This is a genomic window from Actinocorallia longicatena (assembly GCF_039534125.1).
Lineage (GTDB): Bacteria > Actinomycetota > Actinomycetes > Streptosporangiales > Streptosporangiaceae > Actinocorallia > Actinocorallia longicatena.
The window spans coordinates 181,545-198,384 of sequence record NZ_BAAAUV010000014.1 but is presented as its reverse complement, the minus strand read 5'-3'; the positions used below and the strand labels follow the sequence as shown (position 1 = coordinate 198,384).

At 73.0% G+C, this 16,840-nt stretch carries 14 protein-coding genes; 4 read left to right on the top strand and 10 right to left on the bottom strand.

The genetic code is table 11. The annotated features are described in order from the left end of the window. Positions 1–89: 89 nt before the first annotated feature. Positions 90–4,226, bottom strand: a complete 4,137-nt coding sequence (locus tag ABD785_RS26275) for an nSTAND1 domain-containing NTPase (protein WP_344833245.1) — start codon at positions 4,224–4,226, stop codon at positions 90–92. A gap of 165 nt (positions 4,227–4,391) precedes the next feature. Between ABD785_RS26275 and ABD785_RS26270 the strand changes: the two genes are divergently transcribed. Together ABD785_RS26270 and ABD785_RS26265 are read left to right on the top strand one after the other, a co-directional pair. Further along, entirely contained in the window at positions 4,392–4,856 is a 465-nt protein-coding gene (locus tag ABD785_RS26270) for a hypothetical protein (protein ID WP_344833242.1), read from the top strand. 58 nt (positions 4,857–4,914) lie between these two features. Continuing rightward, positions 4,915–5,406, top strand: coding sequence for a DUF4442 domain-containing protein (locus ABD785_RS26265; RefSeq protein ID WP_344833239.1), 492 nt, complete (start codon positions 4,915–4,917; stop codon positions 5,404–5,406). Here ABD785_RS26265 and ABD785_RS26260 read toward each other — a convergent pair. From ABD785_RS26260 to ABD785_RS26230, 7 genes are all read right to left on the bottom strand, one after another. Then, complete coding sequence (locus ABD785_RS26260; protein WP_344833236.1) at positions 5,369–6,553, bottom strand: L-lactate MFS transporter; 1,185 nt, start codon at positions 6,551–6,553, stop codon at positions 5,369–5,371. The two genes, ABD785_RS26265 and ABD785_RS26260, sit on opposite strands and share 38 nt — an antisense overlap. A gap of 301 nt (positions 6,554–6,854) precedes the next feature. After that, positions 6,855–8,021 carry a PP2C family protein-serine/threonine phosphatase gene (locus ABD785_RS26255; RefSeq protein WP_344833233.1) on the bottom strand — a complete coding sequence of 389 codons (1,167 nt, stop codon included), beginning with the start codon at positions 8,019–8,021 and terminating at the stop codon, positions 6,855–6,857. Between the two features lie 51 nt (positions 8,022–8,072). Beyond that, positions 8,073–9,371, bottom strand: coding sequence for an ABC transporter substrate-binding protein (locus ABD785_RS26250; RefSeq protein WP_344833232.1), 1,299 nt, complete (start codon positions 9,369–9,371; stop codon positions 8,073–8,075). 26 nt (positions 9,372–9,397) lie between these two features. After that, positions 9,398–9,970 (bottom strand): GTP-binding protein, encoded by a 573-nt coding sequence (locus tag ABD785_RS26245; RefSeq protein ID WP_344833230.1) that lies wholly within the window; start codon positions 9,968–9,970, stop codon positions 9,398–9,400. Next, positions 9,951–10,337 (bottom strand): DUF742 domain-containing protein, encoded by a 387-nt coding sequence (locus ABD785_RS26240; RefSeq protein WP_344833227.1) that lies wholly within the window; start codon positions 10,335–10,337, stop codon positions 9,951–9,953. Before ABD785_RS26240 ends, ABD785_RS26245 begins: the two co-directional genes overlap by 20 nt. 4 nt (positions 10,338–10,341) lie before the next feature. Continuing rightward, a complete protein-coding gene (locus ABD785_RS26235) occupies positions 10,342–10,746 on the bottom strand; it encodes a roadblock/LC7 domain-containing protein (RefSeq protein WP_344833224.1) in 405 nt (134 codons plus the stop codon). 1 nt (position 10,747) lies between these two features. Further along, positions 10,748–12,937 (bottom strand): sensor histidine kinase, encoded by a 2,190-nt coding sequence (locus tag ABD785_RS26230; protein ID WP_344833222.1) that lies wholly within the window; start codon positions 12,935–12,937, stop codon positions 10,748–10,750. A gap of 121 nt (positions 12,938–13,058) precedes the next feature. On the opposite strand from ABD785_RS26230, the gene ABD785_RS26225 reads away from it, so the two are divergent. Continuing rightward, positions 13,059–13,964: an LLM class F420-dependent oxidoreductase gene (locus ABD785_RS26225; protein ID WP_344833219.1), complete on the top strand. Its 906-nt coding sequence runs from the start codon at positions 13,059–13,061 to the stop codon at positions 13,962–13,964. 5 nt (positions 13,965–13,969) lie between these two features. Here ABD785_RS26225 and ABD785_RS26220 read toward each other — a convergent pair whose 3' ends face one another. Beyond that, positions 13,970–14,980, bottom strand: a complete 1,011-nt coding sequence (locus ABD785_RS26220; protein ID WP_344833216.1) for a hypothetical protein — start codon at positions 14,978–14,980, stop codon at positions 13,970–13,972. Positions 14,981–15,137: 157 nt separating this feature from the next. On the opposite strand from ABD785_RS26220, the gene ABD785_RS26215 reads away from it, so the two are divergent. Further along, positions 15,138–15,653, top strand: a complete 516-nt coding sequence (locus ABD785_RS26215) for a response regulator transcription factor (RefSeq protein ID WP_344833213.1) — start codon at positions 15,138–15,140, stop codon at positions 15,651–15,653. On the opposite strand, the gene ABD785_RS26210 is transcribed toward ABD785_RS26215, so the two are convergent. Further along, the gene (locus tag ABD785_RS26210) at positions 15,631–16,683 is read right to left on the bottom strand and encodes a LacI family DNA-binding transcriptional regulator (RefSeq protein WP_344833210.1); all 1,053 of its coding nucleotides are present in this window, start codon (positions 16,681–16,683) and stop codon (positions 15,631–15,633) included. The two genes, ABD785_RS26215 and ABD785_RS26210, sit on opposite strands and share 23 nt — an antisense overlap. Positions 16,684–16,840 lie beyond the last annotated feature (157 nt).

Here is a 16,840-nt window from a genome sequence, read left to right as displayed (position 1 = left end):
CCGACCCAACCAGGTCGACTCCCTCCTCCGCCCCCGCGAGGCACGCACCTGGACGCCGCTCGCCACGGGCGCCGACTTTGAAACAGCCCCTAGCCCGGCCGACGCGGGCAGGGCGGGGCGAGGCCCGGCTGGACGTAGTCGGTCCAGACGGGCGGGGGAGCGGGGGCGGGGGCGCAGATGCGGGCGGCCACCCGGGCGGTGTCGGTGTCCCAGAGCTGAGGTCGGCCGGACGGTCCCGCGCTGACCAGCGTGTCGCGGCCGGTGCCGAAGACGAGGGCGGAGGCGCCGCTGAAGCCGGTGAGGGAGGCCACCCGCCGGCCGGAGGTCACCTCGTCGGTTCCGGAGTCCAGGTTCCACAGGTCGATGAAGCCCTCCTCGCCGACGTCGGCGATCCGGGTGCCGTCGGCGCTCACGGCGACGGCGACCACGCCCTGGGCGTGCCCGGTGAAGGTCCGCACGAGCCTGCACCGGTCGCGCAGGCTCCACAGCTTGACGGTGTGGTCGGCGCTCGCGCTGGCGAGCAGCCCGCCGGACGGGCCGAACGCCAGCGCCCGCACCGGAGCGCTGTGGCCGCTGCAGTCGCTCGGGCCGCCGGACGCGGCGCCGACGCGGGTCAGGCTGACGGTCCTGTCGTCGCTGCCGGTGGCCACGAGGGCGCCGTCGGGGCTGAAGGCGACCGCGTTGATCGGGCTGGGATGCGGGGTGCGGCTCGTGGTGGGCCCCCTGCGGTCCAGGGGCCACAGCCGGAGGGTCCTGCCGCTGCCCAGGGCGAGGGTCCTTCCGTCCGGGGAGAAGGCCAGGGCCCGGACCGCCTCGGGTGAGCGCGTGGTCCGCGGGCGTCCCGGCGGGCCCGTGGCACCGAGGTCCCAGACCGCGACGCGCTCGCCGTCCGCCGCCGCCAGGGCGGTACCGGTCGCGTTGAAGGCCAGCACCCCCGGCTCGACGCCGCCGGCTCCGAGGGTGTGCAGGAGACGTCCGGAGATGACGTCCCACAGCCGGATCGGGCCGCTGCCGTCGGTGCTCGCCAGCAGGGGACGGCCGTCCCGCGCCATGACCAGGGCGGCGGCCCCGCCCGGACGGCCGTGGTCGGGCGGCCCGAGCGGGCCGAGGCGCCACAGACCGATGCTGGAGTCCGCGCCCGCTGCGGCCAGGGTCCCGCCGGACGGGCTGAAGGCCAGCCCGGCGACGGGCCCGGACGGGCCGCTGAGCTGGGTCAGCGGGGAGCGGGACGCCACGTCCCACAGCCGGACCGAGGCGTCGTCGCCGCCGGAGGCCAGCAGGGCGCCGCCGGGACTGAACACCACGGACCTGACCGGGCCGATGTGCCCGCGCAGGCTGCCGGCGACCTCCCCGGTCGCGGCGTCCCACAGCCGGACCGCCCCCTCGTCGCCGCCGGACGCGACGGTCCGGCCGTCGGGGCTGAAGGCCACCGAGCGGACCGGGCCGACGTGGCCGGTCAGCCTGCGGGCCACGGCGCCGGGGGTGAGCGCCCAGACCAGGACCGCCGAGTCGGCCGTCGCGCCCGCGAGGCGGCGGCCGTCGGGGCTGAAGGCGATCGACTCGACCGCGCCGAGGCCTCCGGTGAGGGTCATGACCTCGCGGCGGCTCGCGGCGTCCCAGACGCGGACCGTCCCGTCGTGGCCCGCGGCGGCCAGCAGATGGCCGTCCCGGCTGTAGGCGACGGCTCCCGCGGGACCGCGGGCCCTGGCGGCGTCCACCAGCACGTGCACCTCGCCGGTGACCTGGTCGGCGAGCACGACCGAGCCGTTCTGCCCGGACGCCGCGAGGGTCCTGCCGTCGGGGGCGTAGGCCAGCCCGTAGTACGCGCCCGCGGGCAGGGAGGTCGGCGCGGGACGGTTCGCCTCGTCCCACACGCGCACCCCTGCGCTGTCGGCCCCGGCGATGCCCCTGCCGTCGGGACGGTAGGCGACCGCGTAGGCGGGGCCCTCGGTGGCCAGCCGCTCCGACAGATAGTGGGCCTGCGTGCTGAGCAGCCTGTCCCTGGCCTCGGGCGACGCGTGGACCCGGAAGGCCTGGACGCTCAGCAGCAGGGCCGTCTCCGGCTGGCTCTCGGTGAGGACGGTCGCCGCCCCCGCCAGCTGCCGGGACTGCGCCTCGGTGCGCTCGCGGGCGGCCGTCCGCTGCTCCCGGAGGGCCACGGCACCGGTCGCGGCCGCGAAGACGAGCAGGACGCAGACGAAGGAGAGCAGGTAACGCAGCCGCCGCGCCCGTGACCTCGCCGTGGTCAGCTCCCGGCGTTCCGCGGCCGCCGAGGCGTCCAGGAAGGTCCCGGCGAGCGGCGCCAGCGAGGCGCCCTCGGTCTCCGCCCAGCCCTGGACGATCGCGAGCCGGGGACTGCGCAGCAGGTCGGACGGGTGGCGTCCGCCGCGCTCCCAGTCTCCGGCGGCGTCGTCGAGGCGCTGCCCGATCAGCAGGCCGGCCCGGTTGGCGTCGATCCACTCCCGGAGCTGGGGCCACTCGCGGAGCAGGGCGTCGTGGGAGATCTCCGCGGTCGTCTCGTCGAGGATGACCAGGCGCGCCTCGGCGAGGGCCTCCAGCACCGACGCCGCGGCTCCGGCGTCCACCGAGCCCTGGAGCAGGCCCTCGCGGCTCTCCCTGCGCGGGGTCTCGGCGTCCTCCGAGATCTTGATCATGCGCAGGAGGAGCCGGCGGGCGATCTCCTTGCCCGGCTCGTCGAGGTCGCGGTAGACGCGTTCGGCGCTCTTGGCGATCGCGCCCTCGACCCCGCCCGCGGCGTGGTAAGCGTCGAGGCCGAGGGCCCGGCCGCCGCCCTGCCGCCAGGTGGCACGGAGGGCGTGCGCGAGCAGCGGGAGGGCGCCGGGGTCGTAGCCCTCGTTCTCTCCGACGCCCAGATCGTGCAGCAGGACCTCGACCAGGCCCGCCTCCACCTCGAGGTCCGCGGCCCGTGCCGGGAGCTCGATGGCCTCGCGCAGTTCGGCGGCCGTCATCGGTTCCAGGAAGACCGTGTCCTCGCCGAGCGCCCGCACCAGCTCGGGGAAGGCCATGCAGCGGCCGAGGAAGTCCGCGCGCAGGCCCAGCACGACGAGGGCGAGCGGGCCGCCCTCGCGGGGGGAGGCCAGCGCGACGAGTGCCTCGACGAACGCGCGGTGCTGCTCCCGGTCGGGGCAGAGGGTGAACATGGCCTCGAGCTGGTCGACGACCAGGACGATCCGGTCCTCGGCGCCCTCGGACCTCCCGGCGAGGGCCGTCCGCGCCTCGAGCAGCGCCTCGGCCGACGGCGGCGGCGGCGGGTCGGCGGACGGGATCCCGGCGAGCCCCGCGAGCAGGGCGGCGAAGTCCCCGGCGAGGTCGGCGGTGGGGGTGAAGACCACCCGCCGCCACTCCCCCGAGCCCGGGACGCCCAGTCTCCCGTCGCGGGCGCCGTGCAGCAGCCCGGCGCGCAGCAGCGAGGACTTGCCCACCCCCGAGGGCCCGACGACCACGAGGGGCCCCGGGTTCTCCAGCCGCGCCGACAGCCGTTCCAGCAGGTCGGCCGTCGCCTGCCCGCGGCCGAAGAACCAGCGGGCGTCGTCGAGGCCGAACGCGGTGAGCCCCGGATAGGGGCACAGCTCGACCGGGCTCCCCGCCACGGCCGGAGCCCCCGGTTCCGCGCGCCCCCTGAGCTGGTACCAGGCCGTGGCGGCGGTCTCCTTCTCCCGCACCCGGAGGGCGGTGAACTCGTCGGGGTCGACGGGCGGCGGCGCGGTCTTCACGACCGTCCGGTACACCTCGTCGGAGGTCACGAACGCCAGCGCCTTCGTGGACTCGCGGAGCCGCTCCTTCAGGCCGCGGGAGTCGATGAGCCGGAACACCAGATTGACGTCGGTGCCGGTGAGGCCGCGGCCGTCGTGGTGGGCCTCCCCCGCGTGCAGCCCGACCCGGAGCCGGATCCGCTCCCCCGGGCCCGCGGCGAGGTTGCAGGCGCGCAGCCGGTACTGCAGGTTGCCGAGGACCTCGGTGAGCAGGAGCAGCGGCGGGACCTCGGGCGGGACGGCCAGCAGGATGCCGTCCCCGCGGTCCTCCCAGTAGCAGCCGCCCGGCTCGATCCCGGCGTCGGCGAGACCGCCCTCCAGCATCCCGTAGTGCTTCTCGCGGATCCGGCGCTGCTGGCCGGGCGTGCGGAAGCCGCCGTACCCGACGATGTCGGTGACGATCACCGAGCATCGGCCGTGCGGGACGAACGCCGTCGCGGAACCCTCCGGCACGTGCCTCTCCTCTTCGTGAGATGAGCGGCCCCCGGCATCGTTGTTCCCCGTTCCCGTCGGCGGTCACCCGCCGCGCGGAGCCGTCGTGGAGGGAGGGCCGCTCCGGGCCGGCGGACCTGAAAGACTCCGGGGGTCTGGTGTTCTTGTGGAGAGTGAGGACGGATCATGGATCCTGAGCAGGTCAGCGGCGAGGACGAGGCGATCGTCGAACTGCAGAGTGAGCTCTACGGGGATGGGCTGGATCTGGACTTCGAGGAGGGGATGTGGCACGTCTCGGGCTCCTTCTCCAACCCCCTGCCGATCGCGGCGCGGGTGGCGACCCGCCTCGAGGCGCACATGAAGCTCTCGATCGTCCAGGCCAGGTCGAAGGGGCGGTGGGCGTTCATCGTGTGGCGGCGTCCCGACCTGCTGGTGGCGACGGCGCCCAGCGGTAACGCGTGGCGGCTCTACCGGGTCGACGGGCACGCCTCGCCGACCACGCTGCTGTCGAGCGGCGAGGGCCTGTCGAGCGTCGGGCTGGTGGGGAAGCCGACCCGGATCGGGCAGCTCCCGCCGCAGCGGGCGATGGACCTGCTCGGCGAGGCCGGGCTCGACTACGTGGAACTGATCGGGCGCCTCACGACCGGCTGACGTCCGGCGGACATCCCCGTTTCATCTCCCGGACGGGCGGCGGGGCGAGGGTGGTGGCATGGACACCACCGCGCTCGCCTCGTCCCTGCTCGATCCGCTCCCGGCCCATGTGACGTCCGGGATCCGCGTCGTGTCCGCCGCGGACGGCCGCGGCGAGGTCGCGACCACGGTCCCCGAGCGGATGACCAACGTCATCGGCTCCCTGCACTCCAGCGGCCTCATCGCCCTCGCCGACGCCGCCGGCCTGGCCGCGATCATCGGCGCCTGCCGGGACGAGGCCGGGTTCCGGGGCGTGATCCCGCTCGGCCGCGCGGCGTCCTTGGAGTTCCTCGCCCCGGGGCGGGGCCTGCTCACGGCCGTGTGCGTCCTCGGCGAGGACGCCGCGAACGCCCTGCGCCTGCTCTACGAGGGCCGCACCGTCAAGGCCCGCCTCTCCACCACCGCCACGATCACCGACGCCACCGGGACGGCCGTCTGCCGCGGCACCTTCGACTGGAGCCTGCGCCGCACGCCTAGCGACGGAGCGAGCGGCGGCCGGGCGGACGGGTGAGGACGGGGAGGACCGTCGCGGCGAGGGGGATGCAGGCCAGGGTGAGGAAGGCGGTGCGGTAGCCGGCCGACTCGGCGAGGGTGCTGACCAGCAGGGGCCCGACGACGCCGCCGATGCTCCAGGCGACGTTCATCAGGCCGTAGATCGCGCCCGCGTGGGTGAGGCCGAAGAAGTCTCCGGCCGTCGCGGGCATGACCGCGTACGCGCCGCCGAAGCAGGCGAAGATGACCGCGGCCAGCGGGACGAACAGCGGCAGCGACGTCGCGTAGGGGACGGCCAGCAGGCACAGTCCCTCCAGGGTCAGGATCAGCGTGAAGATCCGCATCCGGCCGAAGCGCTCCGACATCATCCCGAGGATCACCCGGCCGGCGCCGTTCGACAGGCCCATCAGCCCGGTCAGCACGGCCGCCGCCCCGGCGGTGATGCCCGTCAGGGTCTCCGCGGCCCCCGCCGTGACGGCCACGAAGCCGATGCCGGAGATGGTGTTCAGGGTCAGCATCGCGGTGAGCATGTACCACTGGCGGGTGTGGAGCGCCTGGGCGCAGGTGAAGTCCTGGCGGCGCGGCCCGGGAACGGCCGGGCGCGGCGGCGGGTTGCGGAACACCGACGCCCCCGCCACGGTCAGGACCAGGTAGCAGAGGCCGAGCGGCAGGAACGCCCGGGTCGGGACCGGCTGATAGAGGGCGACGAGCCAGCGCGCGAGCGGCGAGGCCAGCACCGCCCCGAAACCGAATCCGCCGACCGCCACCCCGGTGATCAGCCCCCGCTTGTCGGGATACCACTTCTGCAGCATCGCGACCGGGACGATGTAGGCCATGCCGAGGCCGAGCCCGCCGACGATCCCGTAGGCGAGCAGCATCAGCCAGAACAGGCTGACGTCCGTCGCGAGCGAGGACAGGATCGTCCCGGCCGCGTACAGGCCGCCGCCCATCAGGGCGACGATGCGGGGGCCCTTGCGGTCCTGGAGGCGCCCGCCGACGAAGCAGCCGACGAACACGACGCCGATCGCGACGGAGAACGGCAGGACGGCCTGCGCCCTGCTGATCCCGAAACCGCCGCCGTCCTCCTGGAGGGCCCGGGCGAGCACGCTCCAGGAGTAGATGCCGCCCAGGGAGATCTGGAACAGCACCGCCCCGATCGCGATCACGAGCCGCGGCGGGCCGCCCCGCGCCTGAGCCGAGGCCGGCGCCGGCGCCTTGCGGTGCCGGCCCGACCGCCGTGTCCTCGGCGGGTGGGCCGTGTGCCGCCGAACGGGCCCGGATCGGACGCCGTCTCCGCCTGCGACGTCGGATCCCCTACGGACGAGCGTGCCCTGCCCCACTGAAAAGCCCCCGGAATGCATCGTCGGCCGATGCCGTCCGCGCCGCGGCCATCCGCCACGACGATGGAAACACTTCGTCGATGTCGCTCCGGCCTACAGATCGCAAAGCCCGGTTACGGATCGGGCGTCAGGGGGTCGCGTGGATCTCCGCGATGACGGCGGTGGCGTTGTCGCGGCCGCCGAGCCGTTCGGCCCTGGCCGTCAGGGCGGCGGCGAGGGCGGGGGCGGTGGGGTGGGCCTCGGCCATGGCCGCCAGCTCCAGGCCGAACCAGCCGTGGTCGGGGATCGCGGCGCCGTCGCTCATCAGCACGAGCAGGTCGCCGGGCTGGACCTCGATCGTGGCGCGGTAGGGCTCGTCGGCCTTGCCGCCGAGGTTCTGGGTGAGGTGGGAGCCGCCGATGGAGGCGTCGGGGTCGGTGCGGCGCGCCTCGGCCAGCACGGTCTGGTCGGGGGTGAGGCGGAAGGCGATCCGGCCGCCGCGCCTGCGCCGCCGGACCAGCCAGGCCGGGCTGTCTCCGATGGAGTACAGCTCGGCGGTGCCGTCGGGGGCGAGGGTGGCGACCAGGGCGGTGCTCGCCCCGAAGGTCCCCTGCTGGACGGCCTTGTCGGCGGCGGCGAGGGCCTTCATGACATCCCCGCCCGAGGTGAGGACGTCCCGCATCTCGCGGACCGCGATCCGGGAGGCGAGTGCGCCGGAGCCGTCGCCGCTGCCGGTCACCCCGTCGCAGACGCCCAGGGCCAGCACTCCGCCGCCGATCCGGGCGACCATCAGGGAGTCCTCGTTGTCGCACTCGGGGTCGTAGCCGGCCTTGCCCGAGCCGACCGCGGTCTCGGCGGCCGCCCGCACCAGCACGGGCACCCGCTCGCCGGGCTGGACCACGGCGTGGACCTGCGCGGGGTTGCCGCCGCTGAACAGGGCGTGGACGACCGCGTCGAGCCCGAGGACGGTCCCGGCGTGCAGGTCGAGCAGGTCATAGGCGTCGGCCAGGTCGCGCGGGCGCCGCCCGAACGCGATCTCGGCCAGCGCGGACGCCACCACCCAGGCGTCGCGCTCCCGTGACCCCGGCGTCTCGGCGACGGGCCCGTCCCCCGCGTCGTGCGGCGGGACGCTCAGCACCTGCCAGCCCGCCCCCTCCTCCCAGCGCAGCGCCCACAGGCAGCCGGGCCCGTTCTCGGTGACGGCGTCGGCCAGCGGCGCCCAGAGCCCGCCGAGCCGTTCCATGAGCAGGTCGGCGGGAAGGGCCAGCGCCGGGAGCGGCTCCTCCGGCCAGCTGACGGTCACGTGCGCGCGCATGAGCGGTCCGTCCAGGAGAAGGCGTACGGGGACACGACCAGGATATTTGGTCTAGGCCGCCGTGTAGCAGGGCTTCGTCAGGGTGAAGTGCTCGGCGGTCGGGCCCTCCCAGAAGTCGCGGATGACGCGGACGCCGGAGAACTGCCGGTGGTCGGGGCGGCTGAGCACGGACTCGCGGAAGGCGTGGGCGTTGGCGTCGCCGGAGAAGTTCCCCGCGGTCTTGGGCAGGATGCCCTGGTAGTCGATGCGGGTGAGGGAGCGGGCCGCGGTGAACAGGCTCTCGCGGGTCATGACCCCGGTCGCGGCCGCCTTCTCCAGCGCCGCGCGGAGCGGGAAGGAGAACGCCCAGCCGCTGACGAACGAGTCGTCGGCGTTGGTGGTCCCGGCGTTGCCGAGGGCGGAGCGCATCTCGGCGTGGCCCGGCGAGTCGGTGGCGAACGGCCGCCACGGCCCGGCCAGCCAGAACCGCGACTCCATCGCGCTCCTGATCTTGCCCGGATCCTTGATCAGCATCCGCGACCAGCTCGGGGACGAGCCGAGGAAGCGGCCCTTGAACCCCCGGGCGACCGCGCCCTCGACGATCGCCGCCGTGTCCGCGGGGCTGGTGGTCAGCACGACCAGCGACGGCTTCTGCTTCACGACGTCCTTGATCGCCTCCTGCGGGAGACCGGGCTCCAGCGGCGCGTGGTGGTAGCCGAGGCGGTGGTAGGCCGCGGCCGCCCGGACGCCGCCCTGGGCGTCGCCTCCGTAGTCGCCCGCGTAGTGCACGGACATCACCGAAGAGATCTTGTAGGGCTTCTTCTCCGCCGCGAAGGCCTCGACCGCGTAGTCGACCGCGTTCATCGCCTCGAAGCAGTAGCTGTTGCCCGACTCGAGGATGTTGTCCTCGAACGCCCACTGCGAGGTCCAGCTCAGCGGAGCGCCGATGATCTTCTCGGCCTTCATCTTCGGGAGGACCGCGGCGACCTGGGCGGAGCCGAGGAGCTGGGCGTAGGCGAAGACCTTGTCCTTGGTGGCCTCGAACTCGCTCTCGAAGACCGGCACGAGATACTTGGTGTCCCGCGTGTAGGTGACGATGTTGATGTCGTACCCGCCGATGCCGCCCTGGCGGTTGACCTTCTCCCAGAACGCCCGCTGGGATTCGGTCGCCGGGCCCGCGATCGTCCGGAACACTCCGGAACGGTCGGTGAGGACGCCCAGGTAGATGCAGCCGTTGCCGGGGTTCACGGCGTTCGGGCACGGCTTGCTGGTGACTCCGGGGGTGCCCGGCGGGGAGGTGGCCTTGTCGCGGCCGTCCGAGCAGGCGGTCAGCGCCGACATCGGCAGCAGGACCGTCAGCAGGGCGGTCACGATCCTGCGAGACCGGGCACCGAGGTTCATGCCGGCGTCCGGTCGAGGACGTGCCGAACCAGCGTGACCAGGGCGTTCTTCGCCGACTCCCGGTTACGGGCGTCGAGCAGGATGATCGGCACCCGGACGTCGAGGTCGAGGGCGTTCCTGACGTCCTCGGTGTCGTAGCGCTTGGCTCCGTCGAAGCAGTTCACCGCGATGACGAACGGCAGGTTCCGCTCCTCGAAGTAGTCCACGCTCGAGAAGCAGTCCGCCAGCCGCCGGGTGTCGGCCAGGACGATCGCGCCGAGGGCGCCGTGGGCCAATTCGTCCCACATGAACCAGAAACGGTCCTGCCCGGGCGTGCCGAACAGGTAGACGCTCAGGCCCTCACGCAGGGTGATGCGGCCGAAGTCCATGGCGACGGTCGTCGTGGTCTTCTCCCGGACGAGGCCGGTGTCGTCGACTCCCTCGCTCTTCTCGGTCATGAGTGCTTCGGTGCGCAACGGCCGGATCTCGCTGACCGCGCCCACCAGGGTCGTCTTGCCCACGCCGAAACCACCCGCGATCATTATCTTGATCGCGACTGGTTCGTCGGAGCTATAGCGCGCTGAGTCCATCGATCACTTCCTTGAGCAGTCGCGCGTCGGGGAGACGCGACGCCGACGCGGGCTTCCGAAGCCGGATGAGCCCGTGCCGGATGAGGTCGCCGAGAAAGACGCGTACAACGTCCACCGGCAGGTCGAGATCGGCCGCGACTTCCGCGACCGAACAGAGTGCTGACGCCTCTCGCGAGCACAGCCTACGGATCATCAGGTGTTCGGGCGAGAGGTCCATTTTCAGGCTGGCCTGGAATTCGGTGTTCTCGACCAGGCTCACCAGATCGATGTCCTCGTCTCCGCGAGTGCGCCCGCCCGTCAGCGCGTAGGGGCGCACGATCGGACCAGCGTCCTCGTCCACCCATTCCAGGTCCGCCCACTCGTCCATCTGGTCAGCGCGGGTCGGCCGAGAGGTGCTCGCCGACCCTGCTGACCAGCAGGGCCATCTCGTAGGCTATGACGCCGACGTCGGCGCCGTCCTCCGCCAGCAACGCCAGGCAGGCACCCTGGCCCGCGGCCGTCACGAACAGGAAACCCGCCTCCATCTCGACGATCGTCTGGCGGACGCCGCCGCCCTGAAAGTGGTCGGCGGTCCCCCGGGCCAGGCTCTGGAAGCCCGACGCCACGGCGGACAGCCTCTCGGAGTCCTCCCTGCCCAGCCCCCGCGAAGAGGCCACCCGCAGCCCGTCGGCCGACAGCACCACGATGTGGCGCGCCTCGACGACCCGCTCCAGCATGGAGTCCAGCAGCCAGTTCAGCTCGCGCCCACCCTGGCCCGTTCCCGTTCCAGTGCCCATGTCAACGCTCATCCTTCGTCCCCTCACGTTCCTCCGCCGCTGCCTTCGCGGCTTCCTGCCGCCCGCGCTGCCAGCCGCTCTGCATGGCCGACAGCACGTTGCGCGCCTCATCGGGACTGCGCGCGCCCGGTTCCACCGGGCCCCTCTCCTCCGTGGCCACCGCGCGGCGGCGAGTCCGCTGCGGCAGCCCTCCCTTCACTTCGACCCCGTCGGCGTCCACGCCCTGGACGTCGTTCCGCGGGGCGGTCCGCACCGCCGGCTCCCGTGGCACCATCCGCGGCGGCTCCGGTGCCGGCGCGGCGGGCACCTCCTCCGGGGCGACGAGCAGCGCCGACGGCAGGAGGGCGATCGCGGTGACCCCGCCGTAAGGCGAGGGCCGCAGCGCCACCCTGATGCCGTGCCGCTGGGCCAGCCGGGCGATCACGAACATGCCGAGCCGGGCGGAGTCGAACAGGTCGAACTCCGGGGCGTCGGCGAGGGTCTGGTTCAGGCTGGCGATCTTGACGCCGTCCATTCCCAGGCCCCGGTCCTCGATCTCGATGGCCAGCCCGTGCGCGACGCGCTGGGCCGTGACCTGTACCCGCAGCTCCGGCGGCGAGTACATGATCGCGTTCTCGATGAGCTCGGCCAGCAGGTGGATCACGTCCGCCGCCGCGGCGCCGCTGAGGGCGACCGTCTCGGGCAGCGGCGGGATCTTGACCCGCTGGTAGTCCTCGACCTCGGCGACGGCGGCCCGCACCAGGTCGACGAGGGGGACGGGCCTGCGCCAGGTGCGTCCGGCGGACTTCCCGGCCAGGATGACCAGGCCCTCCGCGTGCCTGCGCATCCGGGTGACGAGGTGGTCGATGGCGAACAGGTCGTTCAGCTCGTCGGGGCCCTTGGCCTTGCGCTCCATGCCGTCCAGGAGGCGCAGCAGGCGCTGGAGCAGCACCTGGTTGCGGCGGGCGAGGTTCACGAAGACCTCGCCGAGCCCGCGCCTGGCGGCGGCCTCGCTGACGGTCGCCTGGACGACCGCGCGCCGCGCGACGGCGAACGCGTCGTAGACCTGGGAGACCTCGCGGACCCGGAAGTCCTGGCGCGGCAGGCCCTCGTCGGGGTCGACGTGCTCGCCCTTCTGCACCATCTCGGCGATGACGGGCAGCCGCACGGAGGCGAAGTCCTCCACGGTCGCGACCATGACCCGGTTCTCGCGGACCAGCCTGCGGCCCATCCGGACGCCGACCGTCACCGAGACGACGACCGCGAGCAGGCCGAGGCCGCCGGCGAGCGCCAGGCGGGTCAGCACGTCCCTGGCGTGGCCGGAGGCGCGGTCGGCGATGCCGGTGCGGGTGTCGTCCTCGAAGGCGATCATCCGGTTGAGCAGCGCCTCGGACGCGGCGTGCCACTCACCGGGCTCGACCACGCCGTCCTTGCGGGTCGGGCGGCGCTCGGCGAGCCTGCGCTCGAGGTTGGTGAAGGCGAGGTACTCCGCGCCGGCCTGGAGCTGGCGGAAGCGGGCGGCGTCGGGGCCGGGCAGCGCCTGGACCAGGTCGTCGTAGCGGAACTGGTGGGCGCCGACCTTCTCCACGAACGTGACGTGCTCCAGCGGGTCGAGGACCTTGCGGGTGAGCGCGCCGGTCAGGAGGGCGTCCTCGTAGGAGATCGACTCGCGGGCCTGCTGGAAGCCGATGAGGGTCCGGGTGTCGCGGCCGGTCTCGGAGTCGCCGGGGTAGGCGGCGTCGTAGACCGCTCCGGCCCGGCCGATGAGGGCGGTGTACTGGCCGAGGCAGACCGCCCGGTCGACCTCGCCCTCGTCGACCGTCCTGCGGTACTCCCCCAGCTCGCCCAGCTCGACGACCAGGTCGTTCATCCGGGCCCGGGTCTCCGACGTCGTCGCCGACGACAGCCCGGCGCTCTTGGTGGCCGAGACGAACGCCCGGACGGCCCGGTCGGTGTTGTCCCGCTGGGCGTCGAAGCCGGTGCGCCCGAGGGTGATGTCCTTGCCCAGGAACGCCTGGGACATGCGGCGCTCGTGCTGGAGCTGGGTGATCAGCGCCTCGGTCGGCCGGATGACCTCGCGGTCGAAGGTCTTGGCCCGGACCAGGCGCATGCTGTCGCCCACGGTGACGTCCGCGGCGAAGATCCACAACCCGACCAGTGCCAGCAGGGGCACCACGAGCAAAGAGACGATCATCCGCCTGATCGAGCGCATGCCATCCCCTAGAAGTGACTCAGTTCACAAAGTCGGACGATCGTATCGGGACAAAACCAGAAACATAAGGACCAACTGGAAACACTTTGGCAACCATGCAGACACGCGATAGGCAGGGAACATGCAACTCAGGATCTTCACCGAGCCCCAAGAGGGCGCCTCCTACGACACCCTTCTGCGGATCGCGAAACTGACCGAGGATTCCGGGTTCGACGCCTTCTTCCGCTCCGACCACTATCAGGCGATCATGGGCGGCGACGGGCTTCCGGGACCCACCGACGCCTGGATCACCCTCGCGGGGCTCGCCAGGGAGACGTCCAGGATCCGGCTCGGCACTCTGGTGAGCCCGGCGACGTTCCGGCTTCCGGGGCCGCTGGCGATCTCCGTCGCCCAGGTCGACGCGATGAGCGGCGGCCGGGTCGAGCTGGGGTTCGGGACCGGCTGGTACGACGGCGAGCACTCCTCCTACGGGATTCCGTTCCCGCCCGTCCGGGAGCGGTTCGACCGGTACGAGGAGCAGATGCGGATCATCACCGGGCTGTGGGCCGCCGAGGGGCCCTTCTCCTTCAAGGGCGCCTACTACGAGGTCACGGACTCGCCCGCGCTGCCCAAGCCCGTCCAGCGGCCGGGTCCGCCGATCATCGTCGGCGGGTTCGGGGCCCGGCGCACCCCGGCCATCGCGGCGGCGTTCGCCGCCGAGTACAACGTGCCGTTCCGGACCGTCGAGGAGACCGCGGCCGCGCATGAGCGGGTCAGGTCGCTGGCGGGACGGCCGCTGGTCTACTCCGCGGCTCAGGCCGTCTGCGTGGGCCGCACCGACGCCGAGGTCGCCCGGCGCGCCGAGGCCATCGGGAACTCGGTCGCGAACCTGAAGGAGAGCGGCCTGGCCGGCTCGCCCGCCGAGGTGCTGGAGAAGATCAAGAGGTTCGGGGACCGGGGCACGACGCGGCTCTACCTCCAGGTGCTCGACCTGTCCGACCTCGACCACATCGAGCTCATCGCCGAGGAGATCCTGCCGCACGTGTGAGCCGGTCAGGCCCCGGACGCGCGAAGGCCGGCGGTCCCGCCGAGGATCAGCAGGTCGGCGAGCGACATCTCGGTCTCGACGTCCGGGGCCAGGCGGCGCGGCTCCAGGAAGCCGGGGCCGTCGCGGCGGGCGATCGCGGTACCGCCGCGCGTGCCGAGGTCCACGACGGTCAGCCGGGGCGGCCCCGCGGCGTCCAGGCGGAGCAGCGCGTGCTGGCGGCCGACCCGGAGCAGGGGCTTGGCGGGGCCGCGCCCGGCCGGCTGGAGGTCGACGCCGCCGGACGCGGTCCCCCTGCCGACGACGAGCGGAAAGCCGTCCTCGAGGAGGAAGCGGGTGATCTCGGCCCCGGTGCCCAGGTCCTCGACGAGGATCTCGCGGGTCGGCAGGCGGCGTCCGAGTCCGGTCAGCGGGGTGCCGCACTCCGGGCAGACCGCGCGGCCCTCGCCGTCCGTCCTCGGCCACACCAGGAGGTGGCCGACCCGGGTGCCGGAGTACGGGCACGGCTCGGCGTCGCAGCGCCAGCTCCGCAGAAGGATCTTGCTTCCGGCGGCGGGTACGGTGCGGAAATCGTCGGTCCAGGACCGTTCTCCCGGCGTGATCCGCCGTATTCCGGACGGCACGAACCTGATCCGGTCGGCGTCCATCGTCCACGAGTGGAAGCGTTCGGGCGCCTTTTCGATCCAGGGGTGTTCACGGCGCAGATGCTTGAAGGTGTCGGCGCTCAGGACATGCATCCGGTTCTGCCGCGCGAGGTTCAGGACCAGCCCGTCCGCGACGGTCGCCGTCCGCACCTCACCCGTCCCGCGCAGTTCGGCGAATTTCCGCCGGTCATCGCCCTGCAAGGCGTAGGCCAGCGAATTGTCGGCGACCAGCAGCACTTTCACCGACGGTCCGTGTTCGTCCCGCCACGCCTCGACCAGCCGTTCCAGCCGCGCCCACACCGGCGGCCTGCGTCCACGGGGCGGTAGTTCGCCTGACCAGCAGACGTTCGACACATCGACGACCACGTCACGCACGCACGCCCCCTATTCACCGCTTCGGCCACTTTAGCTAATGCGACTCTTTTTCATTTCCGTGACGGTGAGGTATACCGCCGGTCACGTGGCTGGGGTTAAGATCGCCCTTTATATCCATCCGGACAGGACGACGTCTCAATCCCCCAGGAGAGTCGGCATGGGCACGGGAACAGCGGACAACGGGCGGGACCCGGTGCGGGTTCTCGTGGTGCACGAGGACGATCAGGTGCGGTCCGGAATGGTCGGGCGGCTGCGTGGCAACGACGAGCTCGTGGTGGTCGGGGAGACCTCCGCCGACCCGCTGCCGCTGGTCGTCCAGCTCCATCCCGACGTGGTGGTGCTCGACGACGCGGCCTTCGCCGTCAGCCTGCGCAAGAAGTGCCGGGTGCTGGTGCTCGGTGAGGACGTCGAGCCGGGATTCGACATCTTCGAGTTCGTGCGGGCCGTCCGGGCGGTCACCCGGGCCGGGCTCGGCCTGTCGGCGCGCGAGGCCGAGGTCATGGACCTCATCGCCTCCGGGAGGTCGAACGGCGAGATCGCGCGGGAGCTCTACCTGAGCGAGAAGACCGTCAAGAACCACGTGAACCGGATCTACTCCAAGCTCGGCGTGCCCAACCGGGCGACGGCCATCTCGCTGTGGCGCGGCGTGCTCAGCGAGCGCGTCCTGCGCTGACGATCCCGGTGCTCTCGCGCACCACCAGCTCCGGCTCCACGAACCGGCGGGCCGGGATAGCCGTCGCGCCCGAATCGTCGAGGCGGCCCAGCAGCAGCTGGAACGCCCTGCGCCCGACCTCGCCGAAGTTCTGGCGGACCGTGGTCAGCGGCGGGGAGAAGTAGCCCGACTCCGGCACGTCGTCGAAGCCGACCACGCTGACGTCCGCGGGGACCCGCCGGCCGGCCTCGTGCAGCGCGCGCAGCAGGCCGAGCGCCATCGCGTCGTTGGCGGCGAACACCGCGGTGACGGCCGGGTCGCGGGCGATGCGCCTGCCGTGCTCGTAGCCCGACTGGGCCGACCAGTCACCGGGCAGCGGCTCGGGGACGTCGCGGCCGCCGTCCTCGAGGACCTGCCGCCAGCCGATCGTGCGCCGGCCCGCGTCGATCCAGTTGGCGGGCCCGGCGAGCTGCCAGACCGTCTCGTGGCCGAGGCTGAGCAGGTGCCGGGTCGCCTTGACGGCCCCCGACGTCTGGTCGACGGCCGCCAGCGGGAAGGGGATCTCCTCGGCCGCGCCGACGACGACCAGCGGCAGGTCGGGCGGCAGGTTGCGCAGCCCCTCGGCGGCCGACTCGTGCGGGGCGACGATGATGATCCCGTCGACCGACTGGCTGCGCAGCCGCTCCACGCCCTCGCCGATGGAGCGGCGGTTGAGCGCGCTGAGGCTGACGATGCTGATCAGGTAGTCGTGCTCGCGGGCGGCCTGCTCGATGCCGTAGAGCGTCGAGGCGGGGCCGTAGAGGGTGGTGTCGAAGCTGACGACGCCGAGGACGCCCGACCGCCCGGTCGCCAGGACGCGGGCGGCGGAGTTGGGCCGGTAGTCCAGTTCGCGCACGGCGGCGAGGACGCGGGCGCGGGTCTCGGGACGGACCTTCTCCGGGGCGTTGAGGACGCGGGAGACGGTCATCGCGGAGACCCCGGCCAGCTCGGCGACGTCCTCCATCACCGCGGCGCGGGGCTTCTCGACCGGATCCATGCCTTCGGCTCCCATGGGAGCGATCGTAGGGCCCCCGTGTTTGAGATGTGCGAGGAGTCGATCAGTTCAGGACATATCGGACGGTGACGAATCAGTGACCGTGCGCAGTAAACCGGGGGCGGCCCTCGCGCATCTAGTTAGGGAGCGGTGGTGAACCGGGGCCGGTCCACCG

Bases quoted from the DNA above. Each gene is read 5' to 3' on its own strand.
- ABD785_RS26270 (WP_344833242.1), top strand. From the start codon at position 4,392: ATGGATCCTGAGCAGGTCAGCGGCGAGGACGAGGCGATCGTCGAACTG.
- ABD785_RS26265 (WP_344833239.1), top strand. From the start codon at position 4,915: ATGGACACCACCGCGCTCGCCTCGTCCCTGCTCGATCCGCTCCCGGCC.
- ABD785_RS26255 (WP_344833233.1), bottom strand. From the start codon at position 8,021: ATGCGCGCGCACGTGACCGTCAGCTGGCCGGAGGAGCCGCTCCCGGCG.
- ABD785_RS26245 (WP_344833230.1), bottom strand. From the start codon at position 9,970: ATGGACTCAGCGCGCTATAGCTCCGACGAACCAGTCGCGATCAAGATA.
- ABD785_RS26240 (WP_344833227.1), bottom strand. From the start codon at position 10,337: ATGGACGAGTGGGCGGACCTGGAATGGGTGGACGAGGACGCTGGTCCG.
- ABD785_RS26235 (WP_344833224.1), bottom strand. From the start codon at position 10,746: ATGGGCACTGGAACGGGAACGGGCCAGGGTGGGCGCGAGCTGAACTGG.
- ABD785_RS26230 (WP_344833222.1), bottom strand. From the start codon at position 12,937: ATGCGCTCGATCAGGCGGATGATCGTCTCTTTGCTCGTGGTGCCCCTG.
- ABD785_RS26225 (WP_344833219.1), top strand. From the start codon at position 13,059: ATGCAACTCAGGATCTTCACCGAGCCCCAAGAGGGCGCCTCCTACGAC.
- ABD785_RS26215 (WP_344833213.1), top strand. From the start codon at position 15,138: ATGGGCACGGGAACAGCGGACAACGGGCGGGACCCGGTGCGGGTTCTC.
- ABD785_RS26210 (WP_344833210.1), bottom strand. From the start codon at position 16,683: ATGGGAGCCGAAGGCATGGATCCGGTCGAGAAGCCCCGCGCCGCGGTG.